The sequence below is a fragment of the Streptomyces sp. NPDC050743 genome (assembly GCF_044456925.1).
Classification (GTDB): Bacteria; Actinomycetota; Actinomycetes; order Streptomycetales; family Streptomycetaceae; genus Streptomyces.
Map to the genome: position 1 here is coordinate 141,013 of NZ_JBITGJ010000003.1, position 26,911 is coordinate 167,923.

At 72.5% G+C, this 26,911-nt stretch carries 24 protein-coding genes and 1 tRNA gene; 14 read left to right on the plus strand and 11 right to left on the minus strand.

Going from position 1 to position 26,911, the window contains the following annotated elements; translation table 11 throughout:
- Nucleotides 1–166: 166 nt before the first annotated feature.
- The 4 genes from ACIBJF_RS04820 (at nucleotide 167) to ACIBJF_RS04835 (ending at nucleotide 4,945) form a co-directional block, all read left to right on the plus strand.
- A complete protein-coding gene (locus tag ACIBJF_RS04820) occupies nucleotides 167–1,501 on the plus strand; it encodes an ABC transporter substrate-binding protein (RefSeq protein ID WP_399172247.1) in 1,335 nt (444 codons plus the stop codon).
- Nucleotides 1,498–2,523: a carbohydrate ABC transporter permease gene (locus ACIBJF_RS04825; protein ID WP_399172248.1), complete on the plus strand. Its 1,026-nt coding sequence runs from the start codon at nucleotides 1,498–1,500 to the stop codon at nucleotides 2,521–2,523. The genes ACIBJF_RS04820 and ACIBJF_RS04825 overlap by 4 nt, the downstream gene beginning before the upstream one ends.
- Nucleotides 2,520–3,413 (plus strand): carbohydrate ABC transporter permease, encoded by an 894-nt coding sequence (locus tag ACIBJF_RS04830; RefSeq protein WP_356309570.1) that lies wholly within the window; start codon nucleotides 2,520–2,522, stop codon nucleotides 3,411–3,413. Before ACIBJF_RS04825 ends, ACIBJF_RS04830 begins: the two co-directional genes overlap by 4 nt.
- Before the next feature lie 101 nt (nucleotides 3,414–3,514).
- Nucleotides 3,515–4,945 (plus strand): GH1 family beta-glucosidase, encoded by a 1,431-nt coding sequence (locus ACIBJF_RS04835; RefSeq protein ID WP_399172250.1) that lies wholly within the window; start codon nucleotides 3,515–3,517, stop codon nucleotides 4,943–4,945.
- Between the two features lie 73 nt (nucleotides 4,946–5,018).
- Here the strand turns inward: ACIBJF_RS04835 and ACIBJF_RS04840 are convergent, their stop codons facing one another.
- From ACIBJF_RS04840 to ACIBJF_RS04855, 4 genes are all read right to left on the minus strand, one after another.
- The gene (locus tag ACIBJF_RS04840; protein WP_399172251.1) at nucleotides 5,019–5,546 is read right to left on the minus strand and encodes a hypothetical protein; all 528 of its coding nucleotides are present in this window, start codon (nucleotides 5,544–5,546) and stop codon (nucleotides 5,019–5,021) included.
- A gap of 548 nt (nucleotides 5,547–6,094) precedes the next feature.
- Nucleotides 6,095–7,555, minus strand: a complete 1,461-nt coding sequence (locus ACIBJF_RS04845) for a cellulose binding domain-containing protein (protein WP_399172252.1) — start codon at nucleotides 7,553–7,555, stop codon at nucleotides 6,095–6,097.
- A 135-nt stretch (nucleotides 7,556–7,690) separates the two neighbouring features.
- Entirely contained in the window at nucleotides 7,691–9,076 is a 1,386-nt protein-coding gene (locus ACIBJF_RS04850) for a sensor histidine kinase (protein WP_399172253.1), read from the minus strand.
- Nucleotides 9,073–9,792, minus strand: a complete 720-nt coding sequence (locus tag ACIBJF_RS04855; protein WP_399172254.1) for a response regulator transcription factor — start codon at nucleotides 9,790–9,792, stop codon at nucleotides 9,073–9,075. Before ACIBJF_RS04855 ends, ACIBJF_RS04850 begins: the two co-directional genes overlap by 4 nt.
- 98 nt (nucleotides 9,793–9,890) lie before the next feature.
- Between ACIBJF_RS04855 and ACIBJF_RS04860 the strand changes: the two genes are divergently transcribed.
- The gene (locus ACIBJF_RS04860) at nucleotides 9,891–10,403 is read left to right on the plus strand and encodes a hypothetical protein (protein WP_399172255.1); all 513 of its coding nucleotides are present in this window, start codon (nucleotides 9,891–9,893) and stop codon (nucleotides 10,401–10,403) included.
- Nucleotides 10,404–10,427: 24 nt separating this feature from the next.
- On the opposite strand, the gene ACIBJF_RS04865 is transcribed toward ACIBJF_RS04860, so the two are convergent.
- On the minus strand, nucleotides 10,428–11,297 hold the full coding sequence (locus ACIBJF_RS04865) for a spermidine synthase (RefSeq protein ID WP_399172256.1): 870 nt from the start codon (nucleotides 11,295–11,297) through the stop codon (nucleotides 10,428–10,430).
- A 75-nt stretch (nucleotides 11,298–11,372) separates the two neighbouring features.
- Nucleotides 11,373–11,786: a hypothetical protein gene (locus ACIBJF_RS04870; RefSeq protein WP_399172257.1), complete on the minus strand. Its 414-nt coding sequence runs from the start codon at nucleotides 11,784–11,786 to the stop codon at nucleotides 11,373–11,375.
- Nucleotides 11,787–12,052: 266 nt separating this feature from the next.
- Here ACIBJF_RS04870 and ACIBJF_RS04875 point away from each other — a divergent pair, with 266 nt between their 5' ends.
- Nucleotides 12,053–13,516, plus strand: a complete 1,464-nt coding sequence (locus ACIBJF_RS04875) for a hypothetical protein (RefSeq protein ID WP_399172258.1) — start codon at nucleotides 12,053–12,055, stop codon at nucleotides 13,514–13,516.
- A 6-nt stretch (nucleotides 13,517–13,522) separates the two neighbouring features.
- Here the strand turns inward: ACIBJF_RS04875 and ACIBJF_RS04880 are convergent, their stop codons facing one another.
- A complete protein-coding gene (locus tag ACIBJF_RS04880; RefSeq protein WP_399172259.1) occupies nucleotides 13,523–14,119 on the minus strand; it encodes a histidine phosphatase family protein in 597 nt (198 codons plus the stop codon).
- A 215-nt stretch (nucleotides 14,120–14,334) separates the two neighbouring features.
- Here ACIBJF_RS04880 and ACIBJF_RS04885 point away from each other — a divergent pair, with 215 nt between their 5' ends.
- From ACIBJF_RS04885 to ACIBJF_RS04915, 7 genes are all read left to right on the plus strand, one after another.
- The gene (locus tag ACIBJF_RS04885; RefSeq protein ID WP_399172261.1) at nucleotides 14,335–15,279 is read left to right on the plus strand and encodes a phosphatase PAP2 family protein; all 945 of its coding nucleotides are present in this window, start codon (nucleotides 14,335–14,337) and stop codon (nucleotides 15,277–15,279) included.
- Entirely contained in the window at nucleotides 15,176–16,402 is a 1,227-nt protein-coding gene (locus ACIBJF_RS04890) for a hypothetical protein (RefSeq protein WP_399172262.1), read from the plus strand. The genes ACIBJF_RS04885 and ACIBJF_RS04890 overlap by 104 nt, the downstream gene beginning before the upstream one ends.
- A complete protein-coding gene (locus tag ACIBJF_RS04895; RefSeq protein WP_399172263.1) occupies nucleotides 16,393–17,991 on the plus strand; it encodes a hypothetical protein in 1,599 nt (532 codons plus the stop codon). The genes ACIBJF_RS04890 and ACIBJF_RS04895 overlap by 10 nt, the downstream gene beginning before the upstream one ends.
- Nucleotides 17,988–19,325, plus strand: coding sequence for an AAA domain-containing protein (locus ACIBJF_RS04900; RefSeq protein WP_399172264.1), 1,338 nt, complete (start codon nucleotides 17,988–17,990; stop codon nucleotides 19,323–19,325). The genes ACIBJF_RS04895 and ACIBJF_RS04900 overlap by 4 nt, the downstream gene beginning before the upstream one ends.
- A gap of 126 nt (nucleotides 19,326–19,451) precedes the next feature.
- Nucleotides 19,452–19,820, plus strand: coding sequence for a hypothetical protein (locus tag ACIBJF_RS04905; RefSeq protein ID WP_351808705.1), 369 nt, complete (start codon nucleotides 19,452–19,454; stop codon nucleotides 19,818–19,820).
- Nucleotides 19,817–20,548, plus strand: coding sequence for a bifunctional DNA primase/polymerase (locus tag ACIBJF_RS04910; protein ID WP_399172265.1), 732 nt, complete (start codon nucleotides 19,817–19,819; stop codon nucleotides 20,546–20,548). Before ACIBJF_RS04905 ends, ACIBJF_RS04910 begins: the two co-directional genes overlap by 4 nt.
- Nucleotides 20,539–20,612 (plus strand) — tRNA-Lys (locus ACIBJF_RS04915). Before ACIBJF_RS04910 ends, ACIBJF_RS04915 begins: the two co-directional genes overlap by 10 nt.
- A 159-nt stretch (nucleotides 20,613–20,771) precedes the next feature.
- Here the strand turns inward: ACIBJF_RS04915 and ACIBJF_RS04920 are convergent.
- Entirely contained in the window at nucleotides 20,772–22,061 is a 1,290-nt protein-coding gene (locus ACIBJF_RS04920) for a M6 family metalloprotease domain-containing protein (RefSeq protein ID WP_399172266.1), read from the minus strand.
- Between the two features lie 289 nt (nucleotides 22,062–22,350).
- Between ACIBJF_RS04920 and ACIBJF_RS04925 the strand changes: the two genes are divergently transcribed.
- A complete protein-coding gene (locus ACIBJF_RS04925) occupies nucleotides 22,351–24,159 on the plus strand; it encodes a putative bifunctional diguanylate cyclase/phosphodiesterase (RefSeq protein ID WP_399172267.1) in 1,809 nt (602 codons plus the stop codon).
- Here ACIBJF_RS04925 and ACIBJF_RS04930 read toward each other — a convergent pair.
- The 3 genes from ACIBJF_RS04930 to ACIBJF_RS04940 form a co-directional block, all read right to left on the minus strand.
- Entirely contained in the window at nucleotides 24,138–25,253 is a 1,116-nt protein-coding gene (locus ACIBJF_RS04930; protein ID WP_399172268.1) for an LLM class flavin-dependent oxidoreductase, read from the minus strand. The two genes, ACIBJF_RS04925 and ACIBJF_RS04930, sit on opposite strands and share 22 nt — an antisense overlap.
- A 76-nt stretch (nucleotides 25,254–25,329) precedes the next feature.
- Nucleotides 25,330–26,067, minus strand: coding sequence for a decarboxylase (locus tag ACIBJF_RS04935; protein WP_365323347.1), 738 nt, complete (start codon nucleotides 26,065–26,067; stop codon nucleotides 25,330–25,332).
- The gene (locus ACIBJF_RS04940; protein ID WP_399172269.1) at nucleotides 26,064–26,864 is read right to left on the minus strand and encodes a decarboxylase; all 801 of its coding nucleotides are present in this window, start codon (nucleotides 26,862–26,864) and stop codon (nucleotides 26,064–26,066) included. Before ACIBJF_RS04940 ends, ACIBJF_RS04935 begins: the two co-directional genes overlap by 4 nt.
- Nucleotides 26,865–26,911: the final 47 nt, after the last annotated feature.

Genomic DNA, 26,911 nt, shown 5'->3' on the forward strand with positions numbered 1-26,911 from the left:
CCGCCGCCGACCGGCGACTCTTCAACACATCACTCGTGGGAGCGCTCCCACACTACCTGGCACCTACACATCCCGCACGTTCCCCGCCCGAGCCGCAGCGAGTACGAACGGGCCCGATTCATGCAGTTGGCCGGGGGGTCGGCACGTCAGGCAACAGGAGGACGCAATGCGCACGAGCATCCGCCGGTCCCAGCGGCTGATGGCCCTCGCGGCCGTCGCCGCCTTGACCACGGGGCTGCTGGCAGGCTGCGCCAAGGACTCGGACGACAAGTCGTCGGACGGCTCCGGCGGCGGCGGAAACGGCAGTGGCAAAGGCAAGATCACGCTGACCATCGGCACCTTCGGCGTCTTCGGCTACAAGCAGGCCGGCCTCTACGACGAATACATGAAGCTGCACCCGGACATCAACATCAAGGAGAACGTCACCACCCGCACCGACGTCTACTGGCCGAAGGTACTCACCCGCCTCCAGGCCGGCTCCGGCACCGACGACATCCAGGCCATCGAGGTCGGCAACATCACCGAGGCCGTGCAGACGCAGGCGGCCAAGTTCGTCGATCTCGGCAAGGAGGTCGACGAGTCCCAGTGGCTGGACTGGAAGAACGCCCAGGCCACCACCAAGGACGGCAAGCTCATCGGGCTCGGGACCGACATCGGGCCGATGGCCATCTGCTACCGCAAGGACCTGTTCCAGAAGGCGGGCCTGCCCACCGACCGCGCCAAGCTCGCCGACATGTGGAAGGGCGACTGGTCCAAGTACGTCGCCGTCGGCAAGCAGTACATGCAGAAGGCGCCCAAGGGCACCAAGTTCGTGGACTCCGCGGCCTCCGTCTACAACGCGGCCCTCGGCGGCGGTGACGAGCGGTACTACGACAAGGACGGCAACGTCGTCTGGGACAAGTCCGACGGCGTGAAGAAGGCCTGGAACGTCGCCATGGACGTCGCCACCAGCGACATGTCGGCGAAGCTGAAGCAGTTCGACCCGACCTGGGACCAGGGCTACGCCAACGGCACCTTCGCCACCGTCGCCTGCCCGGCGTGGATGATCGGCTACATCGAGCAGAAGTCCGGTGACTCCGGCAAGGGCAAGTGGGACGTGGCGGCGGCGCCCACCGCGGCCAACTGGGGCGGTTCCTTCCTCGGCGTGCCGACCGCGACCAAGCACCAGAAGGAGGCCGTCGCCCTGGCCAAGTGGCTGACCGCGCCCGAGCAGCAGGCCAAGGTCTTCGCCAAGCAGGCGAGCTTCCCGTCGACCCCGTCGGCCTACGCGAGCCTGAAGCCGGCCGCTGACACCACGGCGTACTTCTCCGACGCGCCGCTCACCCAGATCTTCTCCGACTCGGCGAAGACGATCCCGACGCAGTACTTCGGCGTCAAGGACCAGCCGATCAACTCCGCGATCACCGACATCGGCATCCTCCAGGTCGAGCAGAAGGGCAAGTCGGCGTCCCAGGGCTGGGACGCGGCGTCCAAGGAGATCAAGGACGTGCTCGGCCAGTGACCAGCCCCAAGCAGGCTCTCGCGCACCCCGCGTCGAGCGCCGACGCCGCGCCCGGCACTCCGCCGGGCGCGGCGCGGGGCGCTCACGGTCGCGGTACGCCGGCGGGCGCCGACTCCTGGCGCAGCCGGCTGTACCGCTGGGACATGAAGGCGTCGCCGTACGCGTTCGTGTCCCCGTTCTTCGTCCTGTTCGGGGCGTTCACGCTGGTCCCGCTGCTCTACACGGCCTGGTACTCGCTGCACGACGTGCAGCTGTCGTCCCTCGACCACCAGACCTGGGCGGGCCTGGACAACTACAAGAACCTGTGGTCCTCGGACTTCTTCTGGAACGCCCTGAAGAACACCCTGACCATCGGTGTCATCTCCACCGTGCCGCAGCTGCTCGCCGCGCTCGGGCTCGCACATCTGCTGAACTACCGGCTGCGGGGCTCCACCGTCTGGCGTGTGGTGATGCTGACCCCGTACGCCACCTCGGTGGCCGCGGCGACCCTGGTGTTCACGCTGCTGTACTCGTGGGACGGCGGCATGGTCAACTGGATCCTGCACTTCTTCGGGGTGAACCCCGTCAACTGGCGCGAATCCGACTGGGGTTCGCAGTTCGCGGTGTCGTCGATCGTGATCTGGCGGTGGACGGGTTACAACGCGCTGATCTACCTCGCCGCCATGCAGGCGATCCCGGCCGATCTGTACGAGTCGGCGGCGATCGACGGCGCCAACCGCTGGCAGCAGTTCCGGCATGTGACCATCCCGCAGCTGCGGCCCACGATCCTGTTCACGATCGTGGTCTCCACCATCGGCGCGACACAGCTCTTCGGTGAGGTTCTGCTGTTCGGCGGGGTCAGCGGGTCCAAGGGCGGTTCCTCGCACCAGTACCAGACGCTCGGCCTGTACATGTACGACCAGGGCTGGATCATCGGCAACCTCGGCAAGGCGTCCGCGATCGCCTGGTCGATGTTCCTGATCCTGCTGATCGTCGCCGCGGTCAACCTGCTGCTCACCCGACGGCTGAGGAAGTCCCAATGACGACGAGTGAACTGACCCTGCCCGTGACGAAGGCCCCGAAGGCCGGGCGTCGCCGGGTGATGGGCGCGGGCAAGCAGCTGCACGCGGGCCCGGTGACGTACGTCGTGCTCACCGTCTTCGCGCTGGTCTCCCTCGCCCCGCTGGTGTGGACGGCGATCGCCGCGTCCCGCACCGACCGGCGGCTGGCCGAGACCCCGCCGCCGCTGTGGTTCGGCGGCAACCTGTTCACGAACCTGCAGACCGCCTGGGACCAGGCGGGGCTCGGCACCGCGATGTTCAACTCGGTGATCGTGGCGGGCACGATCACGGTGAGCACGGTGCTGTTCTCCACCCTGGCCGGCTTCGCCTTCGCCAAACTGCGGTTCCGCTTCTCCAGCCTTCTGCTCCTGCTGACCATCGGCACGATGATGATCCCGCCGCAGCTGGCCGTCGTACCGCTGTATCTGTGGATGTCGGACCTCGGCTGGTCCAACCAGCTGCAGACGGTGATCCTGCCCAGTCTCGTCACCGCCTTCGGCACGTTCTTCATGCGGCAGTACCTGGTGCAGGCGCTGCCGACGGAGCTGATCGAGGCCGCCCGGGTGGACGGGGCGAGCAGCATCCGGATCGTCTGGCACGTGGTCTTCCCGGCGGCGCGTCCGGCCATGGCCGTCCTCGGCCTGCTGACGTTCGTGTTCGCCTGGAACGACTTCCTGTGGCCGATCATCGCCCTGAACCAGCAGAACCCGACCGTGCAGGTGGCCCTGAACTCGCTCGGCACCGGGTACGTCCCGGACCAGGCCGTGATCATGGCGGGTGCGCTGCTGGGCACGCTGCCGCTGCTGATCGCCTTCGTCCTGTTCGGCAAGCAGATCGTGGGCGGGATCATGCAGGGCGCGATCAAAGGCTGACGCCTCCTTCGCAGGGGCCGGGCCACCGCCGTCCCGGCCCCCTTCTCCCCTCCCCCTCCGACCACCCCAGGTCTCCTCCGACCTCCAATGGGAGCGCTTCCATGCCTGAACCCGTTACGTCCGTGACCTTTCCTCCCGCCTTCCTCTGGGGCGCCGCGACCTCGGCGTACCAGATCGAGGGGGCGGTGCGGGAGGACGGCCGCACCCCCTCGATCTGGGACACCTTCAGCCATACGCCGGGCAAGACGGCCGGCGGCGAGACCGGTGACATCGCCGTCGACCACTACCACCGCTACCGCGACGACGTGGCGCTGATGGCGGAGCTGGGCCTGACCGCGTACCGCTTCTCGGTCTCCTGGTCCCGGGTGCAGCCCACCGGCCGGGGCCCCGCGGTTCAGCGCGGCCTGGACTTCTACCGCCGCCTGGTGGACGAGCTGCTGGCGAAGGGCATCAAACCGGCGCTCACCCTCTACCACTGGGACCTGCCGCAGGAGCTGGAGGACGCGGGCGGCTGGCCGCAGCGGGACACCGCGCTCCGGTTCGCCGAGTACGCGGGCCTGGTCGGCGAGGCGCTGGGCGACCGGGTGGAGCAGTGGATCACCCTCAACGAGCCCTGGTGCAGCGCCTTCCTGGGCTACGGCTCCGGTGTGCACGCCCCCGGCCGCACCGACCCGGCGGCCTCGTTGCGCGCCGCCCACCACCTCAACCTGGCGCACGGTCTCGCGGCTTCCGCCCTGCGCTCGGTGATGCCGGCCCGCAACGAGATCGCGATCAGCCTCAACTCCTCGGTGGTACGGCCGCTTTCGCAGGACCCGGCCGACCTGGACGCGGCCCGCCGGATCGACGACCTGGCCAACGGGATCTTCCACGGCCCGATGCTGCACGGGGCGTACCCCTCGTCGCTGCTGGAGGCCACGGCCTCGATCACCGACTGGTCGTACGTCCTCGACGGCGACACCCGCGCGATCAACGTCCCGCTGGACGCGCTGGGCCTGAACTACTACACCCCGGCCCTGGTGTCCGCCGCGTCCGGCGAGGTCAAGGTCCCGCGGGCGGACGGCCACGGCGCCAGCGACCACTCCCCCTGGCCGGGCGCCGACGACGTGCTCTTCCACCAGACGCCGGGCGAGCGCACGGAGATGGGCTGGACGATCGATCCGACGGGTCTGTACGACCTGCTTCTCCGGTACACGCGCGAGGCGCCCGGTCTGCCGCTGTACGTCACGGAGAACGGCGCCGCCTACGACGACAAGCCCGACCCCGACGGCCGCGTCCACGACCCCGAGCGGATCGCCTACCTGCACGGCCACCTCTCCGAGGTCCGCCGCGCGATCACCGACGGCGCCGATGTCCGCGGCTACTACCTGTGGTCCCTGATGGACAACTTCGAGTGGGCGTACGGCTACGGGAAGCGGTTCGGCGCGGTGTACGTGGACTACGCGACGCTGAAGCGGACGCCGAAGTCGAGCGCGCTGTGGTACGGGGAGGCGGCTCGTACGGGGACGCTGCCGGGGGTGGAGCCGGCGGCCTGACAGCCAGGCGCGGCCCGCCGTGGGGGGGCGGGCCGCGTCTCGGGGGGCTACGCGGTGGCGGAGTCGGCGGCTGTCACGTCCCCGCGAACAGTTCCTCGCCGCTCGTGGCGGAGAGCGCCCGGTCGAACCAGATGCCCAGGGTGTCCAGGTCCTCGCAGCACATGACGCGATCCCGATCGGCTTCGGAGATCTCGACGCCTCGCACATCGAGGATGCGGAGAATGTCCTCGGCACGGGCCTTGGCACGGCCTTCGGCACGCCCCTCGACACGGCCCTTGGCACGGCCTTCGGCTCGGGCTTCGGCAAGACCCTTCGCAAGGCCCTCGTTGATGGCTTCCTCGATGATGGTGCCGCTGCCGGGGAAGCGGGGAGTGTACGTGGCCATGAGTCGCCTCCACAGTGCACGGGCCGGGGTGTCGCCCAGGCCGACTTCGGTGAATTCCGCCCAGCGCTTCGCGGTCTCGCCGCCGGTGTCGGCCACCGCCTCCGCCAGCGCGTCCGGTATCGCAGGCAGGCCCGGATCCTTGGCGTGCGCGAGCGCGGAGAAGACGGCGAGGGCGAGGTCCTCCGCCGCCTCGTCCGGGTCGGTGACCGCGGGCACGTTGCCCGGACCCAGGACGAGAGGGAAGACCGCGATGCCGGTGTGGCCGGGCAGGCCGACGCGGACGGGTTCCGCCGCCCAGTCGCGGTCGCCTTGTCCCGGCAGACCACCAGCAGGACCAAAGGCAGCTGGTACTTGGCGTACAGGTGCGCCAAGTAGTAGGTCCAGCTGCCCGGCTTGTCCGGGTCCGGCTTGCCCTGGGCCTCCACGGCCAGCAGGAAACCGCCGTCCTCGGCCGTCTCGACCCGTAACAGCGTGTCCACACGGCGCGCGAGCGGTCTGATCTCGGTGAGATCCGTGTCCATGAGCTGGATCGCCGTGGGCGCGGGGAAGGGGATGCCCGCCCTGGGGAGGGCCCGGGCGAAGAGCCCCGGGTCCTCCCGGAAGATCTGGTGCATCGCCTCGTGCGCTGAGCTGACCATGCGACGGAACGTAGGCGACGTGTCCGACGCGGCGACGGCGGTTCCGGGGCGGGTTCAGTCGTATGGGTGAATGTGCCCTTGGCCTATGCCAGGCCCGGTCCTGACGTCAGCGCACGGTCCGCAGGGTCAGTTGAAGGCGCCGAACGCCTTCGAGAAGGCGAACTTGTCCTGGACGATCGAGCTGCAGGTGGGGTCGGCGGAGTTCTTCGCGCCGCCTGCGCACTGCTTGTCGCGGGCGGCGGACCACATCGACAGGCCGCCGAGGCCCTTGGACTTGGCGAAGTTCACCAGCTGGGTGGCGTCGTCCACCTTGAAGATCTCGGAGGAGACGTCGTTGACGCCGATCATCGGGGTGACCGCGACCGTCTTCCAGGCGGCGGAGTCGGACAGGCCGAGGACGCTCTTGACCTGGGCCTGGGTGGCCGTGGCGGCCTGCTGGGCGTAGTCGCCCATGTCGCCGTTGTACGAGGCGCCGTAGTCCATCGCCATGATGTTGACGGTGGAGATCCTCACGCCGTTGGACTTGGCGTTGGAGAGGAGGTTCACGCCGTCCTGGGTCAGGCCCTCCGGCATCACCGGGAGGGTGAAGGAGACGTCCAGGCCGGGGTGCTGGGCCTGGAGCTTGGCGATGGCCTGGGCGCGGCGGGTGTTGGCCGCGGTGTTGGGCAGCGCGCCGCCCTCGACGTCGAAGTCGACCTTGGTCAGCTTGAACGCGTCGACCGCCTTGCCGTACGCCGCCGCCAGCGCGTCCGCCGAGGAGCAGGTGGTGGCCAGTTCGGAGCCGGAGGCACCGCCGAAGGAGACCCGGACGTCACCGCCCTTGGCGCGCAGGGAGCCGATCTGCGCGGCGACGGCGTCGCTGGTCAGGTCGGTCACACCGCCCCACTTGGGGGTGCAGCCGCCGCCGTCTGTGAGGAACGCGAGGTTGTAGTTCTTCACGCCGGTCGCGTCGGCCGCGCCGACCAGGTCGAAGGCCGGGTAGAGGGAGGTGTCGACGTACGGGGCGAAGCCGGCGGAGGCGGTGGTGCCGCTGCCGGTGGTCCGGGAGGCGGTCGGGGTCGGGGTGGCCGTCCTGGTCGGGGTGGGCGTGGCGGTCTTGGTCGGGGTCGCGGTCGGGGTCGGGGACTGGGTGGGGCGGCCGCTCGGCTCCGGCGTGGCGCCGGCGTCCGCGGAGCACTGGGAGTCGTCGATACGACAGCCCGTCGGGTCGCCCTTGCCGTCGACCACGAAGCCGACCGTCACCGACTTCCCGCGGGCGAGGCCCTCGGTGTCCCACTTCGCGGGCTTCACGGTGACATGCGAACCGCTGACGCTGGACTCGCCGTTCCACAGCGAGCTGAGCTTGGCGCCCGCCGGGAGGTCGAACTCCAGGGTCCAGGTCTTCTCGGTCTGGCCGCTGTTGTTGGTGACGACGTACTGCGCGGTGTAGCCGGTCGACCAGTCGCTGGTCTTGGTGTACGCGGCGTTCACACCGGCCGCGTTGGCGGTGCCGGTGAGCAGGAGGGCGCCGCCGCCGACCACGGCCGCGGCCACCAGACCGCCGATCGCCTTGTTCCTGCCACTGATCCTGCGCCGGTGCGTGGTCATGCGCGTGCCTGCCTTCGCTGTTCACGGGGGGGGTGGGGTGCGGCAGCACGCTAGCGATCCGGAATCGGGCGAACCGCTCGATCGGGGCGGCGGTTGCAGACCTTAGGGTTCGCTTAAGGATGGGATCGGGGACGATTAATGGTCGAGACCAGTCGCGACCGGTTTGCGCGATCGGTGTCTTCGCACCCGGTGCCCCCGGCCGGCCGGCTTGCGCCCGTCCAGCTGGAACCAGATCCGCACCTCGGCGCCGCCCAGCACGGAGGAGCCGATCCGGACGTCCCCGCCGGTGGACTCGGCGAGCCGGCGCACGATGTCGAGGCCGAGGCCGGTCGAGCCGGCGGTCCCCGAGCCGCGGCCCCGGGCCATCGCCGCGTCCGGGTCGGGTATGCCGGGGCCGGCGTCGGAGATCAGCACGATCACCGCGTCCTCGCCGTTGTGCACGTCGACCGCGAAGGCCGTGCCCTCGGCGGTGTGCCGGAACACATTGCCGAGCAGGGCGTCGAGCGCGGCGGCCAGATCGGCGCGGGCCACGGGTACGCGCACCGGCCGCTCGATGCCGGCCACCCGCCACTTACGGCCCTCGTCCTCGGCGAGCGCGGACCAGAACTCCATGCGCTCACGCACCACTTCGGCCGCGTCGCACCCGGCGCCGGGGCCGGGCGCGGCCGTCTGCGGCTTCGCCTCCCGGGCCGTACGGATGATGGTGTCGACCTCGCCCTCCAACTGGGCGACGGCGGCCCGGGTCTGCTCGGCGGCCGGCCCGCCGCCCAGGGAGGCCGCGTTGAGCCGCAGCACGGTCAGTGGTGTGCGCAGGCGGTGCGAGAGGTCGGCCGCCAGCTCTCTTTCGTTCGCGAGGAGTTGGACGACCTGGTCGGCCATGGAGTTGAAGGCGACCGCGGCGAGGCGGAGTTCGGTGGGCCCGTCCTCCGGCACCCGGGCGCCCAGCTTGCCCTCGCCCAGTTCGTGCGCGCCCTGGACCAGCCGCTGGGCGGGCCGCACCATGCGCACCCCGAGCCGGTCGGCGACGGCGACCGAGCCGACGATCAGCGCGAGGCCGACGGCCGCGAGCACCGTCCAGGCCGTGCCGACGCCGTTGGTCACCTCGGACTCGGGGACGTACACCTCGACGACCGCGATGTCGCCGGAGCCGAGCGCGACCGGCTGCAGCAGGGTCGATCCACCGGCGACGGACGTGGTGGAGGCCCGGCCCAGTCTCCGTACGGCCTGGATGTCGCGGTCGGCGGCGCGCTGCCGGCCGAGGTCCAGCGCGGACCGGCCGCCGCCGGCGGGCAGATGCACGGCCATCCCGGAGTCGGCGCCGGCCGAGGCCACGACCCGCTCCAGTTTGTCCCGGTCGGTGGTGATGGACAGCGCGGGCGCGACGGCGGCGGCCTCCCGCTCGGCGTTGGAGAACGCCCGGTCGCGGGCCATCTCCTTGACGACCAGGCCGAGCGGGACGGCGAAGGCGACCACGACCATCGTGGTGACCGCCAGGCAGACCTTGACCAGGGCCCACCTCATCGCACCGGCTCCCCGTCCGGAGTCGGTTCCGTGGGGGGTTCGAGCTTCACACCGACTCCCCGGAGCGTGTGCAGATAGCGGGGCCGGGCGGCCGTCTCCCCCAGTTTGCGGCGCAGCCAGGACAGATGGACGTCGATGGTCTGGTCGTCACCGTAGGACTGCTGCCAGACCTCGGCGAGGAGTTCGCGGCGCGGGACGACCACCCCGGGACGGCCGGCCAGGAAGGCGAGCAGGTCGAACTCCCGGCGGGTCAGGTCGAGGCGGACGCCGTCCAGTTCCGCCTGACGGCGCAGCGGGTCGACGGTCAGGCCGCCGACCCGCAGGACGCTGGACGGCGGGGCCTCGCCGCCCCCCGACCGGGCCCGGCGCAGCACGGCCGCGATCCGCGCGGAGAGGTGCTCCACGGAGAACGGCTTGGTCAGGTAGTCGTCCGCGCCGGCGTTGAGCAGCCGGACGGTCTCCGTCTCGTCGTCCCGGGCGGTGGCGATGATCACGGGGACGTCCGTGATGCCGCGCAGCATCTTCAGCGCCTCGGAGCCGTCCAGGTCCGGCAGTCCGAGGTCCAGGATGACCACGTCGAAACGGAAATGGGCGACCTCGCGCAGCGCCTCCAGTGCCGTACCGACGCTGCGCACGGTGTGTGCGGCCTCGGTCAGGTGCCGGATGAGCGCCGAGCGTACGAACTGGTCGTCCTCGACCACGAGCACACTTGCCATGCGCCGCACCGTACGCCATGCGGCCCACACCGGGCGGGCGCCTGTGGACAACTCGGGGCATGTGCGCGCGGCGGCCCCCTGGGGCAGTATGGGCCGCGATGCGCAGAGGACTCGTACACGTACTGGCGTGGCTGCTCGCGACGGGAGCGGCGGTCACGCTGTCGTGGTGGGGTGTGCACACGGTGATGGCCGGGACGGCGTACGACCCGCCACGCGCCCTGCCGATCACGGCCGCCGACGCGACGACCCAGGGCTCGAAGTCCCTGAACTCGCCGACGCACCGGCCCTCCCCGGCCACCAGCCCGTCGGCCAGGCCGCCGGCCCCGACTCCCACCCCGAAGCGGACACCGGGCCCTTCCCCCACACCCTCCTCGTCGTCGTCCGCGTCCGGCCGGGTCAAGTCCTACGACACCGACGGCGGCCGGGCCGTGTTCGACCTGGGCCCGTCCAGTGCCACGCTCGTCTCGGCGACGCCGGGGACCGGCTGGTCGATGCAGGTGTGGAAGACCGAGACCTGGATCCGGGTGGAGTTCAGCAGGGGCACGGACCGGGTGTCGGTGATGTGCACCTGGCACGACGGGCCGCCCCATGTGGACATCGGGAACTACTGAGCCCCGCGCCCGGGAGGAGCCGGGTCAGCGGAACACCGACGGCGGCGGCGCCGGGGAGGCCACGGCCGCGGTGTCCGTCACGGGGGCCGCGCCGCCGGTGAAGTCCGTGAGCGGCTTGCCGTGTTCGACCCGGCCCGGGTGCGGGTCGGAGGCCGCGCGGCGGGTGAGTTCGGGCAGCGGGAGCGGGGCGTCGGAGGCGACCAGGACGGCGTTGCCGAAGCGCTTGCCGCGCAGCACGGCCGGGTCGGCGATCAGCGCGAGTTCGGTGAACCGGGCGGCGGCGGTGGCGATCTGGCCGCGCAGATGGGCGAGCGGCGGGCCGTCGGCGAGGTTGGCGGCGTAGACCCCGGACGGTTTCAGGGCGCGGCGGACCTCGTCCAGGAACTCGATGGAGGTGAGGTGGGCCGGGGTGCGGGCGCCGCTGAAGACGTCCGCGATGACCAGGTCCGCCCAGCCGTCCGGCACCTTGGCGAGGCCGGCGCGGGCGTCCACCGACCGCACCCGGATCCGGGCGTTCGGATCCAAGGGCAGCTCGCGGCGGACCAGTTGGACGAGGCTCGCGTCGCGCTCGACGACCTGCTGGGTGGAGCGGGGCCGGGTGGCGGCGGTGTAGCGGGCGAGGGTGAAGGCGCCGCCGCCGAGGTGCACGACGTGTACGGGCTTGCCGGGCGGGGCGACGAGGTCGATGACGTGGCCGAGGCGGCGCTGGTACTCGAAGGAGAGATACGCCGGGTCGTCCAGGTCGACGTGCGACTGGGGCGCGCCGTCGATCAGCAGCGTCCAGGCGCGGCCTCGGTCGGGGTCGGGCACGAGCTGTGCGAGCCCGCCGTCGACCGCCTCCACGACGGCTTCGACGGCCGCCGACCTGCGCCGTGCATTCCTGGACCTGCCCATCCGACCATCTTCGCAGCCCGTCGGGGCGCTCGCCGCATCAGCGGCGGTCGGCTCGGGCGGCGGCCCCGGGCCGCCTCACTGGCAGCCGTCGGCCGCCTCGATCATCCGGGCCGCCTCCCCGAGGGCCCGGCGCAGTACCACCGGGTCGGTGGCGAGGTCGGCCTCGCCGGGCGGCAGCAGCCAGTCGGAGCCCTCCACCGGCGGCCCGGGGTTCAGTCTGAGTCCGCGCCCGTCGGTCTTCGTGCAGGTGCTGCCCGGCACGTCCCAGCCGGCCGCCGTGCCCGCCGGAACCAGGAAGCCGAGCGTGGCGCAGCCGCCGTCGTGCAGCACCGGACCCACCGCCTCACCGGCGCCGCGCCGCAGGATGTCGACCGCCTCGAAGCCCTGCCGGGCCGGTACCGTCACGAGGTCGCAGGCCGACGCACCCCCCTCGGCCGACGACGGCGACGTACAAGGTTCGTTGCTCTGGCTGGACTCCCTGGTCTCCATGCCGGCCTCCACCACACAGCCCTGTTGCGGTCCATGTAGTCCAACGCGCGAGCGCGTCAACGGCTACGGTCCACGTGCGCCGCAAAGGATGGCACTTCATGGCAGATCGGGGATGAGATATCCGGTTTGTAGCCAAACGCAGCGTGGCGGGTCGTTCACAGCAGGTACGTTCATGCCCGCCGGAACCAGGGCGTCACTCGGACGACTCGTCCCGAATCCGCCCCGGCACCGGCATGGTTCGACGGTTCGCACGAGAGGACCCGGCCATGGCGTCGTCAACCGAGACCTCGTCACAGCCCGAACGGCCTGCACGGCCGAACCTCGCCTTCCGGCGACTGCGCGGCACGCGTTCACCCGCCGAGTTCGCGGCGCTCGTACGACGCGCCGCGCGCGAGATCGGTGAGCGGGTGAGCTGTGACGCGCGTTACGTCGGAAGGGTCGAGGCGGGCGAGATCCGCTGCCCGAACTACGCCTACGAACGGGTGTTCCTGCATATGTTCCCCGGCCGCACGCTCACCGACCTCGGCTTCTCGCCGCGTTCGGCCGTACGCGGCCGCACAGCGCGTACGGCGGCGGAGGCGCCCGGGGGACCCCGTGCCGCGCAGCCGCCCGGTGAGTCGCGGGGGGCTGTCGAACCGTATGAGACGCAGGGCCCGTGCGGTGCGCCAGAGCCGTACGCGAAAGACCATCTGAACCACGAGGAGAGCGACGTGCTGCGTCGCGCATTCATGACCGGCGGAGGCGCCACGGTCGCCGCCGCCACGCTGAGCCCGCTGGGGCTCACCACGGACGCCGCGGCCGCGGTCCGGACCGCTCGCCGGCCCGGAACCCCGGAGGCGCTCGCCCTGGAGGAGGCCGTCCGCCGGATCCGGCTGCTCGACGACCGGCACGGCGCGGACGGCCTCTACCGGCGCGCGGCGGCGCCCTTGCGCGCGGCCTACGCGCTGCTGGACGCCGGCGCGACCCGGCAGACCACCGCCGAACGGCTGCACTCGGGCGCCGGTGAACTCGCCATCTCCGTGGGCTGGCTGGCGCACGACTCCGGCCGCTTCGACGACGCCCGCTCGCACTACGCGGAGGCGCTGGCCACGGCCCGGATGACCGGGGACCCGGCGCTGGAGGCGCACGCCTTCTGCAACACCGCGTTCCTGGCGCGGGACACCGGCCGCCCCCGCGAGGCGGTGCGCGCGGCGCAGGCCGCCCAGCGCGCGGCCGCCCCGCTGGGTTCGGCGCGCCTGATGTCCCTGCTCGCGCTGCGCGAGGCCGGCGGCTGGGCGGGGCTCGCCGACCGCACCGGCTGCGAGCAGGCACTCGTCCGGGCCCAGGCTCTCTTCGCCCGGGGCCGCTCGGACGCCGACCCGGAATGGATGAGCTTCTACGGCGAGGCCGAGCTGGAGGGTCTGGAGGCGCAGTGCTGGTCGACGCTGGGCGACTGGCGGCGGGCGTCCCGGCACGCGTATCGCGCGGCCGAGCTGCAGGACCCTCACTTCACCCGGAACATCGCGCTGTACACCGCCGAGTTGGCCGACGACCTCGCCCGCGAGGGACGGCCGGACGAGGCCGCGGCCGCGGGCCTGCGCGTGCTGTCCCTTCTGGACCAGGTTCAGTCCTCCCGCATCCAGACCATGCTGGCCGGTACGGCGCGGGTGCTGCTGCCGCACCGGCGGGCGTCGGGGGTGTCGGAGTTCCTGGACCGGCACGCCTCCATGCCGAGGACGGGGCGGGTCTGAAGGCCGTCAGAGCGCCAGGTGCCCCAGGTCGTTCCAGCTCTCGATCGCCGGCTCCCCGTACGCCCAGCCCAGCACCGACAGCGAGGTCGGGTTGAGGCGGATCCGCGCGGCGAAGTCCAGCGGCAGGCTCAGCCAGCGGGCGCCTATGGAGCGCAGGATGTGGCCGTGGGCGAAGACCATGACGTCCCGGTCGGCCGACCGGGCCCAGGCCACCACCTCGTCCGCGCGCGCGGTCACGTCGGCGATGCCCTCCCCCTCCGGCACCCCGTCCCGCCAGATCAGCCACCCCGGCCGCACCGCCTGGATCTCGGCCGGCGTCATGCCCTCGTAGGCGCCGTAGTCCCACTCCACGAGCGTGTCCCAGACGGTGGCCCGGTCACCGAAACCGGCCAGTTCGCACGTCTCACGCGCGCGTGCCAGCGGGCTGGTGCGCACCTCCACCCCCGGCAGTCCGTCCAGCGGGGCCCGGTGCAGTCGCTCGCCGAGCAGCTTGGCTCCCCGCCGGCCCTCCTCCAGCAGCGGCACGTCGGTCCTGCCGGTGTGCTTGCCGGACAGTGACCACTCCGTCTGTCCGTGCCGGGCCAGCAGGATGCGCGGTGCCATGGGAGACCTTTCCGGGAGCGGGACGCCACAGGGACGCCACGAGAACGAGAAGAGACGACTTCTCCATCATCGCGCACCCCCCGTCGGGGCAACCCGAGGGGCGATCCCGGCGTCTTTGTGGGCCGGAGCGCCCTCATGGGCGGGATACGGACACCGTAAAGTGGCACGGTCGCCCTCCGGGTGGCGCCGCACAGCAGAAGGGGGAGGGCGATCGGATGCCGCAGACCGAGACACCGGGCACCGAGGTGCTTCCGCGTACCCGGCTGCGCTGGTGGACCGAGCTGCCCCTGATCCTCCTCGTCTACGGCTGCTACTCGGCCGGCCGCCTCCTCGCCCGCGGTGACGTCACCTCCGCGGTCGACCACGGCCTGGCGATCCTGCGCATCGAGAAGGCCCTGAGCCTCAACGCCGAGCACCCGCTCAACCGGCTGTTCACGCGCGAGCCCTGGCTCGGGGTGCCGGCCGACTTCTGGTACGCCTCGCTGCACTACCTGGTCACGCCCGCCATCCTCGTCTGGCTGTTCCGGACCCGCGCCGAGCACTACCGGCGGGCCCGCACCTGGCTGATGACGTCCACGTTCATCGGCCTGTTCGGTTTCACCCTGCTGCCGACCTGCCCGCCCCGGCTGCTGTCCGCCGGCCACGGTTTCGTGGACACGATGGCCCACTACAGCTCGTACGGCTGGTGGGGCGGCGAGGCGAGCGCGCCGCGCGGCATGGGCGGGATGACCAACCAGTACGCGGCCATGCCGAGCCTGCACGTCGGCTGGGCGCTGTGGTGCGGAGTGATGCTGTGGCGGTACGGCGGCACGCGCGTGGCGAAGATCCTCGGTGTCCTGTATCCGCTGGGCACCGCGCTCGTGGTCATGGGCACCGCCAACCACTACTTCCTCGACGCGGTCGCGGGCGTCGCCGTGATGGGCGTCGGCCTCCTGCTCGCACCGAGCGTCACACGGGCCGCGGACCTGGTCCGAACCCGCCTGTTCCCGCCGCGCACACCGGTCACGGAGGGCACGGGGTCCCCGATTGTCAGTGCCGGATGCCAGACTTCCGCGGGTGAGCGAATTCCACGGCAGCGCGAGTCGCGGCTCGACGCCGGGGCCGAACCGGACGCCTCCCCCAGCGACGCGGGGGAAGGGGCTCCGGCACCGGCTCGCTGAGCTGCGCGGTCCCGACGTACCGGCCAAGGCCCTGGACGCGCGCGCCCTCGCGGCGCTCGCCGCGAACCCCGGGTGCGCGCGGCGGGCGATCCTGGACGGCGCCGGGGTGGACAAGGCGCGGCTGGCGAGCGCGCTGGGCGCGCCGTCCGGGTTCGGGCAGTCGCAGTTCGCGCTGACCCGCGGGAACGCGTTCGAGGCGAAGGTGAAGGCGGACGGCGGCGCGGAGCTGCTGCGGCTGGCGCACGCCCGCCTCGACCCGGGCGCCGAACCGCCCGAGGGCGCCGCCGTACCCGACCTGACAGCCCACGGCCCCGAGGGGCGTACGGCCCGTACCTCCCTGGCGCTGCGCGAGGCCACGCAGGCGGGCGGCTGGACCCTGCTGGACCACCCGATGCTCGCCCTGGACGTGGCCGGCTCGCTCGCCTTCCTGGAGCCGGACGCGGTGGTGGTGCACCCGGACGGCAGCTGGTCCGTGGTGGAGATCAAGTCCTTCCCGATGCTGGACGGCTCGGCGGACCCGGCGAAGGTCGGCGCGGCGGCCCGGCAGGCGGCGGTGTACGTGCTGGCCCTGGAGGACGTCGCCGCGCGGCTGGACCCCGCCCCTGTCGTACGGCACCGGATCCTGCTCGTGTGCCCGAAGGACTTCTCCAACCTGCCCGCGGCCTGCGCCGTCGACGTGCGCAAGCAGCGCGCGGTCACCGCCCGCCAGCTGACCCGGCTCACCCGGATCGAGGAGATCGCCGAGACCCTGCCCGAGGGCACGTGCTTCGCGCCCGACCGGGGTGCCGAGGAGCTGACGGCGGCCGTGGCGGCGGTCCCGGCGACGTACGCGCCCGAGTGCCTGTCCGCGTGCGAACTGGCCTTCCACTGCCGGGAACGCTCCCGCGAGGAGGGTGCCGTCACCCGTCTGGGCCGGCCGTTGCGCGCGGAACTGGGCGGTCTGACCACGGTCGAGGACGTCCTCGCGGCGGCCCGGGGCGAGCAGGGCGACCCGGACGATCCGGCGGTCGCGGCCCTGCGCCGGGCGGCCGCCCTGCGCGCGGAGGCGCTGGCGAGCGCAAAGGCACTGGCGGACACGGCGTCGGCGGACGCGGCTCACCGGGAGGTCGCCCCGTGTCCCTGATCGCCACCCTCGCCCGGCTGGAGGCCGTCAGCAGCGGCCGGGCCCAGCCCGCCGCGACCGTCCGGCACCGCCATCTGTCGGCGCGCCCGCTGGTGTTCGTGCCGCTCACCACCGCCGGTGAGGCGGGCGCCCCGCTCGGCGCGCTGGTCGGCACCGACCGGGACGCGCCGCGCCTGCTGGTCGTAGCGCAGCCCCGCGACCGCGATCTGCGCTTCTCCTTCCTCGCCGACCTGGCCGATGTCGTCCTGCCGTACATCGACTCCTACGCCGAGTCCGTGGAGGCGGCCGAGCGCACCGAGACCGACCCGGAGACCGGCAAGCGGGTCAAGGTCGAGGTGGAGCTGTGCGCGGACGCTCCCCAGCTGATCGTGCCGAGCCGCGCGGGCCTGGACTTCGTACGGCTCCTCGGCCGCTCGATGCGCTTCCGCCGGACCGCCGAGCAGGACCCGGAGACCCCCTACCCGGCGCCGCCCCGGGTGCCGCTGCTCGGGCGCTGGCTCACCCACTACGGCGAGCGGTCCCGCGTCCCCGGCTCCTCCCTGCTGCTCGCCCTGACCGATGTGCTGTCCCGGCACTGGGCGACCGGCCAGTCCGGCCTGGAGGACCAGCACCTGGGCGCGCTGCTCGCCTGGATCGACCCTCCGGAGGGCACGTCCGGCGCCGAGGCCGCGCGCCGGGCCGAGCTCGCCAGGGACGCCGCCGGCCAGTTGCTGTGCCCGCCGGCCGGACCCGCCACCGACCCGGCGTTCGACAACAAGCTGCTGGCCCCCGCGATCGAGCGCTACGACCGCGCGCGCACCGCACTCGCCGCCGCCGAGGACGCCCTGGCCGCCGACGACCGGCTGGCCGCGCTCACAGCGGCCGAGCGGGAGATCCGCGACCTGGTGGAAAGCCGCACCCGGCCCACCTGGGACGCGGTGTGGCGGGGCCTGGACCTGCTGCGGGCGCTGCCGGAGGGCGCGCATGTGGAGGAGCGCTGGACCCGGGACCGCTGGTCCTTCACCGGCCACCGCGACCGGGTGCTGGCGGGCGAGCCCCCGCAGCCGCGCCGGGACGACGCGGTGACGGCGGCGAACAAGCTGGCCACACGCGAGCGCGAGCAGGCCCGGCTGGAGGCGCAGGAGGCGCTGGACGACCCGCTGGTGATGGCGGGGCGGCGGCTGGCCGGGGAGGCGTTCGCGGGCGAGGTGACCGATGTCGTGATGGCGTACAGCGAGGGCAAGCGGCCGAGCCCGCGCCCGCTGGTGACGGTCCGCACGGACGACCGGCCGCATCTGGCCGAGCGGGCGAAGGCGTACCGCTCGCTGGGCGGCAAGCCGCAGTCGGCGGAGTTCGTCGGGTTCGAGGGCTCCCCGGACGGGGGTGTGCTGGTCCTGCGCATCCTGGACAAGATGGGCCGCGGCAAGGAGCCGGAGCCCGGTTCGGTGCCGGAGAAGGGCGACCGGATCTGCTTCACCCTCTTCGAGCACGAGCAGCGCGGCGGCGCGAAGCTGCCCGACCCGGAGGAGACCCCGTGGACCCACGGCGGCCCGCCGGGTGAGGCCGTCCAGGAGGCCGCCGATCCCCTCACCGAGGAGGACGTCCTGTGACGACGGTCGACTTCGACCCCAAAGCCGCTGCCGCCCGCGCCACCGACGCCATCCTCCACGACACCCTGCACGGCACCGAGCGCGGTGTGGTCGTGGACTCCCCGCCCGGCGCCGGCAAGTCGACGCTCGTGGTCCGCGCGGCACTCGAACTGGCCGAGGCGGGCCGCCCGCTGATGGTGGTGGCGCAGACGAACGCCCAGGTGGACGATCTCGTCCTCCGGCTCGCCGAGAAGAACCGGGACCTGCCGGTCGGCCGCCTGCACAGCAGCGACACCGACCCCTACGACAAGGCGCTGGACGACCTGCCTCAGGTCCGCACGTCGGCGAAGGCGGCCGATCTGAACGGCCTGCCGGTGGTCCTGTCCACGGCCGCGAAGTGGGCGCACGTCAAGGTGGACGAGCCCTGGCGGCACGCGATCGTGGACGAGGCGTACCAGATGCGCTCCGACTCGCTGCTGGCCGTGGCGGGCCTGTTCGAGCGGGCGCTGTTCGTCGGCGACCCCGGGCAGCTGGACCCGTTCGCGATCGTCGGCAGCGAGCAGTGGGCGGGCCTGTCGTACGACCCCTCGGCCTCCGCCGTGACCACCCTGCTGGCCCACAACCCCGGCCTGCCGCAGCACCGCCTCCCGGTCTCCTGGCGCCTGCCCGCGTCGGCCGCGCCCCTGGTGTCCGACGCGTTCTACCCGTACACCCCCTTCCGCAGCGGCACCGACCACGGCGACCGCCGCCTCGCCTTCGCCGTCCCCTCCGACGGCTCCGGCCCGGACCAGGTGATCGACGAGGCGGCGGAATCCGGCTGGGGCCTGCTGGAACTGCCCGCCCGGCACACCCCGCGCACGGACCCGGAGGCGGTGCGGGCGGTGGCGAGGGTCGTGCGCCGACTGCTGGACAGAGGAGGCGCGGCGGTCTCCGAGCGCTCGGATGATCCCGCTCCCCTCACCGCCGACCGCATCGCCGTCGGCACGGCGCACCGCGACCAGGCGGCGGCGGTGCGCTCGGCGCTCGCCGAGCTGGGCGTGGCCGACGTCACGGTGGACACCGCGAACCGTCTCCAGGGCCGGGAGTACGACGTCACGGTCGTCCTGCACCCGCTCTCCGGCCGCCCCGACGCCACCGCCTTCCACCTGGAGACGGGCCGCCTGTGCGTCCTGGCCTCCCGGCACCGCCACGCCTGCATCGTGGTCTGCCGCGCGGGCGTCGGCGACCTGCTGGACGACTACCCGTCCACGGAACCGGTCCAGCTGGGCACGCTGGTGAAGTTTCCGGACGGGTGGGAGGCGAACCACGCGGTGCTGGCGCATCTGGCGGAACACCGGGTGAGCTGGCGACCGTGACCGGATCACCGGGTTCCGGTCCTCCGCGAGAACCGGCCGTGACGGCCTCTTGCGGGGGCGCGGGACAATGGACGGTGGCCCCCCTGAAGGCGGTGCCCAGCGAAGCGTACGAGGAGGAGACAGGACATGGCGGAGCCCACGCCGCGTCGTAACGAACCGCGGCTACGCCCCGCGCCTCTGATCTTCGAGCCCGCGGAGGCGGCCGGCGATCCCGAGCACTTCTTCGACCTGGAGTCGATCGAGGATCCGCGGGCGCTGCTGGCCCGGGCGACGGAGCTGACCCAGGCGTTCCGCGCGGCGGCCGACCGGGCCGTGGAGTTCCAGGCCATCGCGGCGGCCCAGCTCGCCGACCCGCGCCGGTTCGACCGGCTGACCCCGGGGGACATCGCCGAGCGGGCGGAGTGGACCGAGGACTACGCGAAGAAGATGGTCGAGTTCGGCCGGGACCTGATGCGGGGGAACGCCGAGGGACGGGCGTACCCCGATCCCGTGTGACCCGGCAGTCCCCTGCCTGCGTCCGCGTCAACCCAGACTCTCTGAGTAACCCGCATGGCATATGCCAGGCGGGCAAGATACTCCTCCCCCACCCCCTCTGTCCCGGTTTTCGGCAACTCAGAAGAACGGGCCGCTCACGCCCGGTACATCTGGGTGGCATGAGCAGCACACCGAACGTCACCCGAGTCACCTCCGACGGCGTCACCTGGCTCGCCTCGGCGGGCACGTACCCGCGGAGCACGCTGGCCCTCTGGGAGGAGCACCCGGACGCCCCGGTCGTCCTGCCCTGCGGCACCGTCTTCGACGTGGTGAGCGCCCCGGCGATCTTCGGCCGCCGGATGCTGGACCGGCTGTGGGACGACGGCCCGGGCTCGGGCCCGGTCGCGGTGTTCCGGGGCCGCGTGCTGCTGTTCGCCGCGCCGGGCACCGCCCAGCGGCTGCCCTCGCTGCTGGCGTGGGAGGAGTGGGGCTCGAACCGTACGGAGGCGGTGCCGCCGCTGCTGTGCCACGGCACGGGCGACGCGGTGACCGTCCCGGCGCCTGCCGCCGGCGACACCCCCGGCGAGTCCCGCTGGCTGGTCGCCCCGGACACCCGTCACCCCTGGCTGCCGGGGCCGGAGGTCGTCCTCTGGGCGGCCGTACGGGCGGCCCGCGCGACGGTGCGGATATCGATTTTTCCTCCCGCCGACCAGGGTGCTAAGGTCTACGACGTCAGCAGGCGCCGCTAGCTCAGTTGGTTAGAGCAGCTGACTCTTAATCAGCGGGTCCGGGGTTCGAGTCCCTGGCGGCGCACGATGGCGATGGCGAGGCATGTCCGCACACAGCGCGGAGGGCCTCGCCATCGTTGTTTTCGCGCGGCTTCGCCGCGCGCCGTGGGGGCTTCGCCCCCCACACCCCCATAAGGCCGGTCCGGTGACCGCAGGCCGGAAGATCGGCGGCCGAGCCGGAAGATCAGCCGGTCACGCCCGGCGTGATACTGACCGTCCACGCCCCCGACGCCGTCCTCCCCTCCACCTCCACCCGGACGCCCTCCCCGGGCACGGTGAAGCTCTCGCCGAGGGCGACCGGGGCGTCGGCGAGAGGCGGGTAGACCGAGTTCTCCCAGCAGGCCTCGGTGTGCGGGTGGGCGTCGACGACCGCCACCGGGCCGCCGCCGGACGCCGCTCCGCTGCTGACCCGGTAGACCAGGACACCCTCCCGGCAGGTGGCCCGGTCGTTGCCGGCCGCATCGCGCGCCTCGAAGGCCAGGGCGCTGTCCGGCCCGGTGCGCACGATCGCCAGCTTCACCCCGTGCCCGAGACCGAAGGACGGGGTGCCCGCCGCGCCCTGCACCGGGACTCCGGGGCCAGCCTCCAGCGGCTCCAGGGTCAGCCGGGTCGGCCGCGCGCCGCGCACGCACACCACCTGGCGCGGATCCAGCCAGCCCAGCTTCCACTTGTGCCAGGCCAACAGGTCCGGCGCCAGCCCGAACTGGCTGCCCATCAAGTCCCAGTCGCCGACGTGGGTGTCCCAGTCGCCCTTGCCGTCGGCCGGGCGGCGGTAGAGGTCGGGCAGGTCGAACACGTGCCCGGTCTCGTGGGCGAGGACGAGGTGGTCCGGTGGATGCTTCTCGAAGACCGTGACGACCCGGCGGACGTCGGTGCCGTCCACATGGACGGGCGTGTCGAGGTTCACGACCTTCGTGGCGTCCGAGTCGACGCCGGGTGCGTCCGGGTCGGCGACGAAGTACACGACCTGGTAACGGGAGAAGTCGACCTCCTTGTCGGCCACGGCGAACGCGTCCCGGATATAGGCGGCCCGGTCGTCCACGTCCCAGTCCCGCCTTATCGCGTACGCCGTGGACGGGCGGGGCATCCGCAGCCAGTGACCCAGCGGATGCGGGCGGAGGTTGAGCCTGCCGTAGGAGGCCTGCTGGTAGTAGCGGCTGGTGGCCGGGAAGTGGTCGGCGGTCAGCTCCGCCGGGCTGGTGCGCGGGGTGGCGTCCGGGAAGGAGAGGAACACCATCACGGCGTCCACCGTGCCGATCGGGCGGTGGTAGTCGGCGTTCCAGGTGTCCACCCCCTCGGAGTGGTGGGCGCTGGTCCGGTGCAGGGCGCACGGGGCCGTGGAGAAGGGCTCGGCGGCCGACCGGCCGCCGAGGATCGACGTCGCGGCGAGCGCCGACAGCGTGGTGCACACGGCGGCGGTGCTGCGCAGCTTGTGCACGGGCTGACCTCCGGACGCGGTTCGCGGGACCCGCATCCAGATTGCTGGTATTTGTAGTGCTATGCCCTGTTCGTCTGCACCACAAGGGTGAGTGCGCCTTCGGGTGCGCCGGTGCGCTCCGGCGCCCGACACCCCGGAACACTCACGGAACGTCACAACTGGTCGGGGACCCCAAGAACCCGCCCAGGTGCGGGCAGAAACGATCTGTCAGAAACTGTGCTCCGTCCGGGACACTTGAGAGCGGCTGGAAGGGCCCGGTGCCAGCCTCTATGATCGGCACACTTTCCGGCACGGACATCGATCGAGTGCACTGCGGGAGCGAGCGGTGAGCGGAACGTCCGAAGGGCCGACGCCCGCGGCAGACCTCGACCGGTCAGCCGTCACAGACAGTGACCACACCACCTACCACCGTGTCTTCGCGGCCGCCCCGCTCGCCATGGCCGTCGTGGACCGCGCCGGGCTCGTCGCCGGCGCCAACGCGGCCTTCGGCGAGCTGCTCGGCACCGATCCGGACACGCTCGCCGGGCGGGTCGCCGCCGACCTCGTCGACCTGGCCTCCGACGCCCGCAGCTGGCACGCCTACCGCGAGGTCCTGCGCGGCCGGCAGGCGAAGCTGCGCTGCACCCGCCGGCTGAAACACCCCGAGGGCCACTCGGTGTGGGTGCAGGTCACCGTCGCCCCGCTGGCCGGCGGCGAACCCGGTGTGCTGCTCTCGGTCGCCGACATCAGCGCCCGCCGCGAACTCCAGGCGCGCTTGCGGCACTTGCAGATGCACGACCCGGTGACCCGGCTGCCCAACCGCACGCTGTTCTTCGAGCGGCTCACGGCCGCACTGGAGGCGGAGTCGTACGAGCAGAGCGGCACCGGCCGGATCGGCCTGTGCTACCTGGACCTCGACGGCTTCAAGGCGGTCAACGACACCCTCGGCCATCGCGTCGGCGACCGGCTGCTCGCGGCCGTCGCCGAGCGCCTGACCCGGGTGGCCGACGAGGCCGGCTACGCCCGCGCGGTGACCCCGCTGGTGGCCCGGCTCGGCGGCGACGAGTTCGCGCTGCTCGTGGAGGACTCCACCGGCACCGAACAGCTCGCCGATCTCGCCGAGTCGGCGCTCAAGGCCCTGGAGGAGCCCTTCGACCTGGCGGGCCAGCGGCTGTCGCTGACCGCCTCCATCGGCGTCGTCGAGCGCCATGCCGCCGGTACGACCGCGACCGGCCTGATGCAGGCGGCCGATACGACGTTGTACTGGGCGAAGGCCGACGGCAAGGCCCGCTGGACGCTGTTCGATCCCGAGCGCAACGCCCACCTGATGACCCGTCAGGCTCTGTCCTCCACCCTGCGCCCCGCCATCGAGCGCGGCGAATTCGCCCTGGAGTACCAGCCGTTGGTCGGCATGGAGGACGGACGCCTGTCCGGGGTCGAGGCGCTGATCCGCTGGAATCATCCTCAGTTCGGCACACTGACGCCGAATCGGTTCATCGGACTGGCCGAGGAGGACGGCTCGATCGTGCAGCTCGGCCGCTGGGCGCTCGCCACCGCCTGCCGCCAGGCCCGCCGCTGGCAGCTGGACCACCCCGAGGAGCCGCCCATCTTCGTCAGCGTCAACGTGGCCGTACGGCAGGTGTGGGACTCCGACCTGGTCTCCGACGTGGCGGAGATCCTCGCCGAGACCGGGCTCGCCCCGCATCTGCTCCAGCTGGAGCTGACCGAGTCGGCGGTGATGGGCTCGGCCGGCCGGCCGCTGCAGGCCCTGCAGGCGCTCAGCGACATGGGCGTCCGCATCGCCATCGACGACTTCGGCACCGGCTACTCCAACCTCGCCTACCTCAGCCGGCTGCCGGTCTCGACCCTCAAACTCGACGGTTCCTTCGTACGCGGCTTCCAGTACGAGGCCGACAAGGACCCCGCGATCGCCCCCAACCCGGCCGACGAGGTCATCGTCGAGGCGATGATCCAGCTCGCCCACCGGCTCGGCATCACCGTCACCGCCGAGTGCGTGGAGACCTCGGCCCAGGCCACCCGGCTGCGCCGCATCGGCTGCGACACCGGCCAGGGCTGGCTGTACTCCCGTCCGGTGCCGCCGGATCGTATCTCCGAACTCCTCGGCGAGCAGACCTACGTGGTCGGCAAGCCGTAGGCGTCTGCGATCAACTCGTAGGAGCGCAGGCGGAGTTCGCCGCGGTGGGCGTGGGAGACGAGCATCAGCTCGTCGGCCCCGGTGCGCTTGTGCAGGTCGTCCAGGCCGGAGCGGACCTCGTCGGCGGTGCCGTGCACGATGTTGGACGTCCAGGAGGTGATGAACTCCTCCTCCATGGGGCTGAACTCGTGCTTGTCGGCCTCGTCCGGGTCGGGGAAGAGGCCGGGCCGGCCGGTGCGCAGCCGGAGCATGTTCAGGGCCATCGCCCGGGTCTGGCGGCGGGCCTCGCGCGCGTCGTCGGTGGCGAGGGTGGAGACGCCGATCAGGGCGTAGGGCTCGTCGAGGACCGCGGAGGGGCGGAAGGTCTGCCGGTACAGGTCCAGGGCCGGGATGGTGTTCTGCGCGGAGAAGTGGTGCGCGAAGGCGAACGGCAGGCCCAGCATTCCGGCGAGGCGGGCGCTGAAGCCGGAGGAGCCGAGCAGCCAGACCGGCGGGCGGTGCGGGGACTGGACGCCGCCCGGGGTGCTGCCCTGCACGGGGCCGGGGATCGCGTGGATCCGACGGTAGGGGTGCCCGTCGGGGAAGTCGTCGTCCAGGAAGCGGACGAGTTCCGCGAGCTGCTGCGGGAAGTCGTCGGCGCCCTCGTTCAGGGTGTCGGTGCGGCGCAGGGCCGCGGCCGTGGCGCCGTCCGTGCCGGGGGCCCGCCCGAGGCCGAGGTCGACGCGGCCCGGCGCCAGCGCCTCCAGCGTGCCGAACTGCTCGGCGATCACCAGCGGGGCGTGGTTGGGCAGCATGACGCCGCCCGAGCCGAGCCGGATGCGCTCGGTGTGGGCGGCGAGGTGGGCGAGGATCACGGCGGGCGAGGAGGAGGCGACACCGGGCATGGAGTGGTGCTCGGCGACCCAGTGCCGGTGGAAGCCGCGGGCCTCGGCGAACCGGGACAGCGCCACACTGGTGCGCAGGGCGTCGGTGGCGGTGCTGCCCGCGCCGACGGTCACCAGGTCCAGTACGGACAGGGGGACGGGTGCGGTCCCGTGCGTGGTGCCCCGGATCTCGTCCGTGCCCCGGATCTCGTCTGCCTCGTCTGCCGACACGGTGTGGCCTCCTGTTTGTGGCGTGGGCTGTCCTGGCTCCACTAACAGGAGGCAGTCTCCGCTTATTCCCGTACGCCTATGTCCGCACCTGGACCAGCGGCTCCCGGGTGAACAGCGACCCCAGCGCCGGCGCGTTCACCCGGCGGTCGGCGAGCCTCAGCCCCTCCCACACCGTCACCTGGTTGGCCGTGAGCACCGGCTTGGACAGCGCCTTCTCCAGCAGGGACAGATGGGCGGCCGTGTGCAGGGCCGTGTCCGGGAGCAGTACCGCGTCCGCGTCCGGGACGTCCGCCGCCCGGGCCAGCGTCAGCACGTCCTCCTCGCCCCACGTGCCGACCTCCGCCGCCGTGACGATCCCCGAGGAGCGCATCCCGGTCACCTCCAGGCCGCCGGCCCGCAGGAAGTCCGCGAACAGCGCGGCGATGTCCTCGGGGTAGGTGGCGCCGACCGCGACCCGCCGTACGCCGAGCTCCCGGGCCGCGTGCACGAAGGCGAAGGACGTCGAGGACGCGGGCATCCCGGCCAGCCGGGCGAGCGTGCGCACCTGGTCCTGGGCGCCCTCCCAGCCGTGCACGAAGCCGCCGCTGGTGCACGCCCACACCACCGTCTCGGCCCCGCTCAGCCGCAGGGTCTCCATGCCGGCGCCGAGCCGCTCGGCGGAGCCCATCTCGCGCAGCGCCGCCACCCGGTGCGCGTCCTCGCCGATATCGGTGTGGACCAGGTCCACCCGGATGTCGCTGCCCAGGAGCTGCTCGATGCGTGGATAGTCGTCCTCGGCGGAGTGGCCCGGGTAGAGGAATCCGAGTGCGGTCATGTCCAGCCTTCCTGCGTCTCTTCCGGCGTCTCTTCCGGCAGTGTGGGGGGCCAGGCGCGCGCCGACTCGTCCAGCAGCGCCTGATAGGGCCCCACGGCTCGGGTACCCAGCCGGCGCAGAGCAGCCCACATCGTGACCTGGTTGGCAGAGAGCACGGGGATGCGCAGTTCGGCCTCCAGTTGGGGGATCACGTCGTACGTCGGAAGGTTGGTGCAGGAGATGAAGAGCGCGTCGGCCGTGCCGGGGCGCACCGCCTGCCGGGCCATGGCGACGACGTCCCGGTAGGGCACCTGCCAGATGTGCCGGGTCAGGCCCATGAAGGCGCACCCGGTGACCTCCACGCCGGCCTCGGCGACGAAGTCCTCCAGCGCCCGGGTCACGGACACGGTGTACGGCGTGACCAGCGCGACGCGTCGTATCCGCAGCTCGGCCAGCGCCTCCAGCAGCGCACCCGAGGTGGTCACGGAGGGCGGCGCGCCCGCGAGGCTCATCGCCGCGCACATCGCCCGCTCCCCGGCGGCCCCGCCGACGAAGCTGCCGGAGGCGCAGGCGTAGGCGACGACCTCGGGCGCGACGGCGGTCAGCGCGCGCACGGCGTCGCCGAGGGTCTCGTGCTCGCTGACCAGCCGGGCGAGGTCCAGGCTCACCTCCACCGGCACGAACGGGGTCCGGGTCAGATGGAGCGACACCTCGTCGGGGACCCAGCGCCACAGCTCGCGGTCCAGGGCGAAGTCGAAGGGGGCCACGACTCCCACACCGCGCTGGGGGCGGGGGCCGCCGAGAAAGGAGACGTCCATCGCTGGCACCGGCCTCACGCTGGGAGACGAGTGGGCAACGCATCGCG

Bases quoted from the DNA above. Each gene is read 5' to 3' on its own strand.
- ACIBJF_RS04870 (WP_399172257.1), bottom strand. From the start codon at position 11,786: ATGGAGACCAGGGAGTCCAGCCAGAGCAACGAACCTTGTACGTCGCCG.
- ACIBJF_RS04850 (WP_399172253.1), bottom strand. From the start codon at position 9,076: ATGAGGTGGGCCCTGGTCAAGGTCTGCCTGGCGGTCACCACGATGGTC.
- ACIBJF_RS04855 (WP_399172254.1), bottom strand. From the start codon at position 9,792: ATGGCAAGTGTGCTCGTGGTCGAGGACGACCAGTTCGTACGCTCGGCG.
- ACIBJF_RS04820 (WP_399172247.1), top strand. From the start codon at position 167: ATGCGCACGAGCATCCGCCGGTCCCAGCGGCTGATGGCCCTCGCGGCC.
- ACIBJF_RS04860 (WP_399172255.1), top strand. From the start codon at position 9,891: ATGCGCAGAGGACTCGTACACGTACTGGCGTGGCTGCTCGCGACGGGA.
- ACIBJF_RS04880 (WP_399172259.1), bottom strand. From the start codon at position 14,119: ATGGCACCGCGCATCCTGCTGGCCCGGCACGGACAGACGGAGTGGTCA.
- ACIBJF_RS04830 (WP_356309570.1), top strand. From the start codon at position 2,520: ATGACGACGAGTGAACTGACCCTGCCCGTGACGAAGGCCCCGAAGGCC.
- ACIBJF_RS04940 (WP_399172269.1), bottom strand. From the start codon at position 26,864: ATGGACGTCTCCTTTCTCGGCGGCCCCCGCCCCCAGCGCGGTGTGGGA.
- ACIBJF_RS04905 (WP_351808705.1), top strand. From the start codon at position 19,452: ATGGCGGAGCCCACGCCGCGTCGTAACGAACCGCGGCTACGCCCCGCG.
- ACIBJF_RS04885 (WP_399172261.1), top strand. From the start codon at position 14,335: ATGCCGCAGACCGAGACACCGGGCACCGAGGTGCTTCCGCGTACCCGG.
- ACIBJF_RS04865 (WP_399172256.1), bottom strand. From the start codon at position 11,297: ATGGGCAGGTCCAGGAATGCACGGCGCAGGTCGGCGGCCGTCGAAGCC.
- ACIBJF_RS04875 (WP_399172258.1), top strand. From the start codon at position 12,053: ATGGCGTCGTCAACCGAGACCTCGTCACAGCCCGAACGGCCTGCACGG.
- ACIBJF_RS04920 (WP_399172266.1), bottom strand. From the start codon at position 22,061: ATGCGGGTCCCGCGAACCGCGTCCGGAGGTCAGCCCGTGCACAAGCTG.
- ACIBJF_RS04935 (WP_365323347.1), bottom strand. From the start codon at position 26,067: ATGACCGCACTCGGATTCCTCTACCCGGGCCACTCCGCCGAGGACGAC.
- ACIBJF_RS04835 (WP_399172250.1), top strand. From the start codon at position 3,515: ATGCCTGAACCCGTTACGTCCGTGACCTTTCCTCCCGCCTTCCTCTGG.
- ACIBJF_RS04845 (WP_399172252.1), bottom strand. From the start codon at position 7,555: ATGACCACGCACCGGCGCAGGATCAGTGGCAGGAACAAGGCGATCGGC.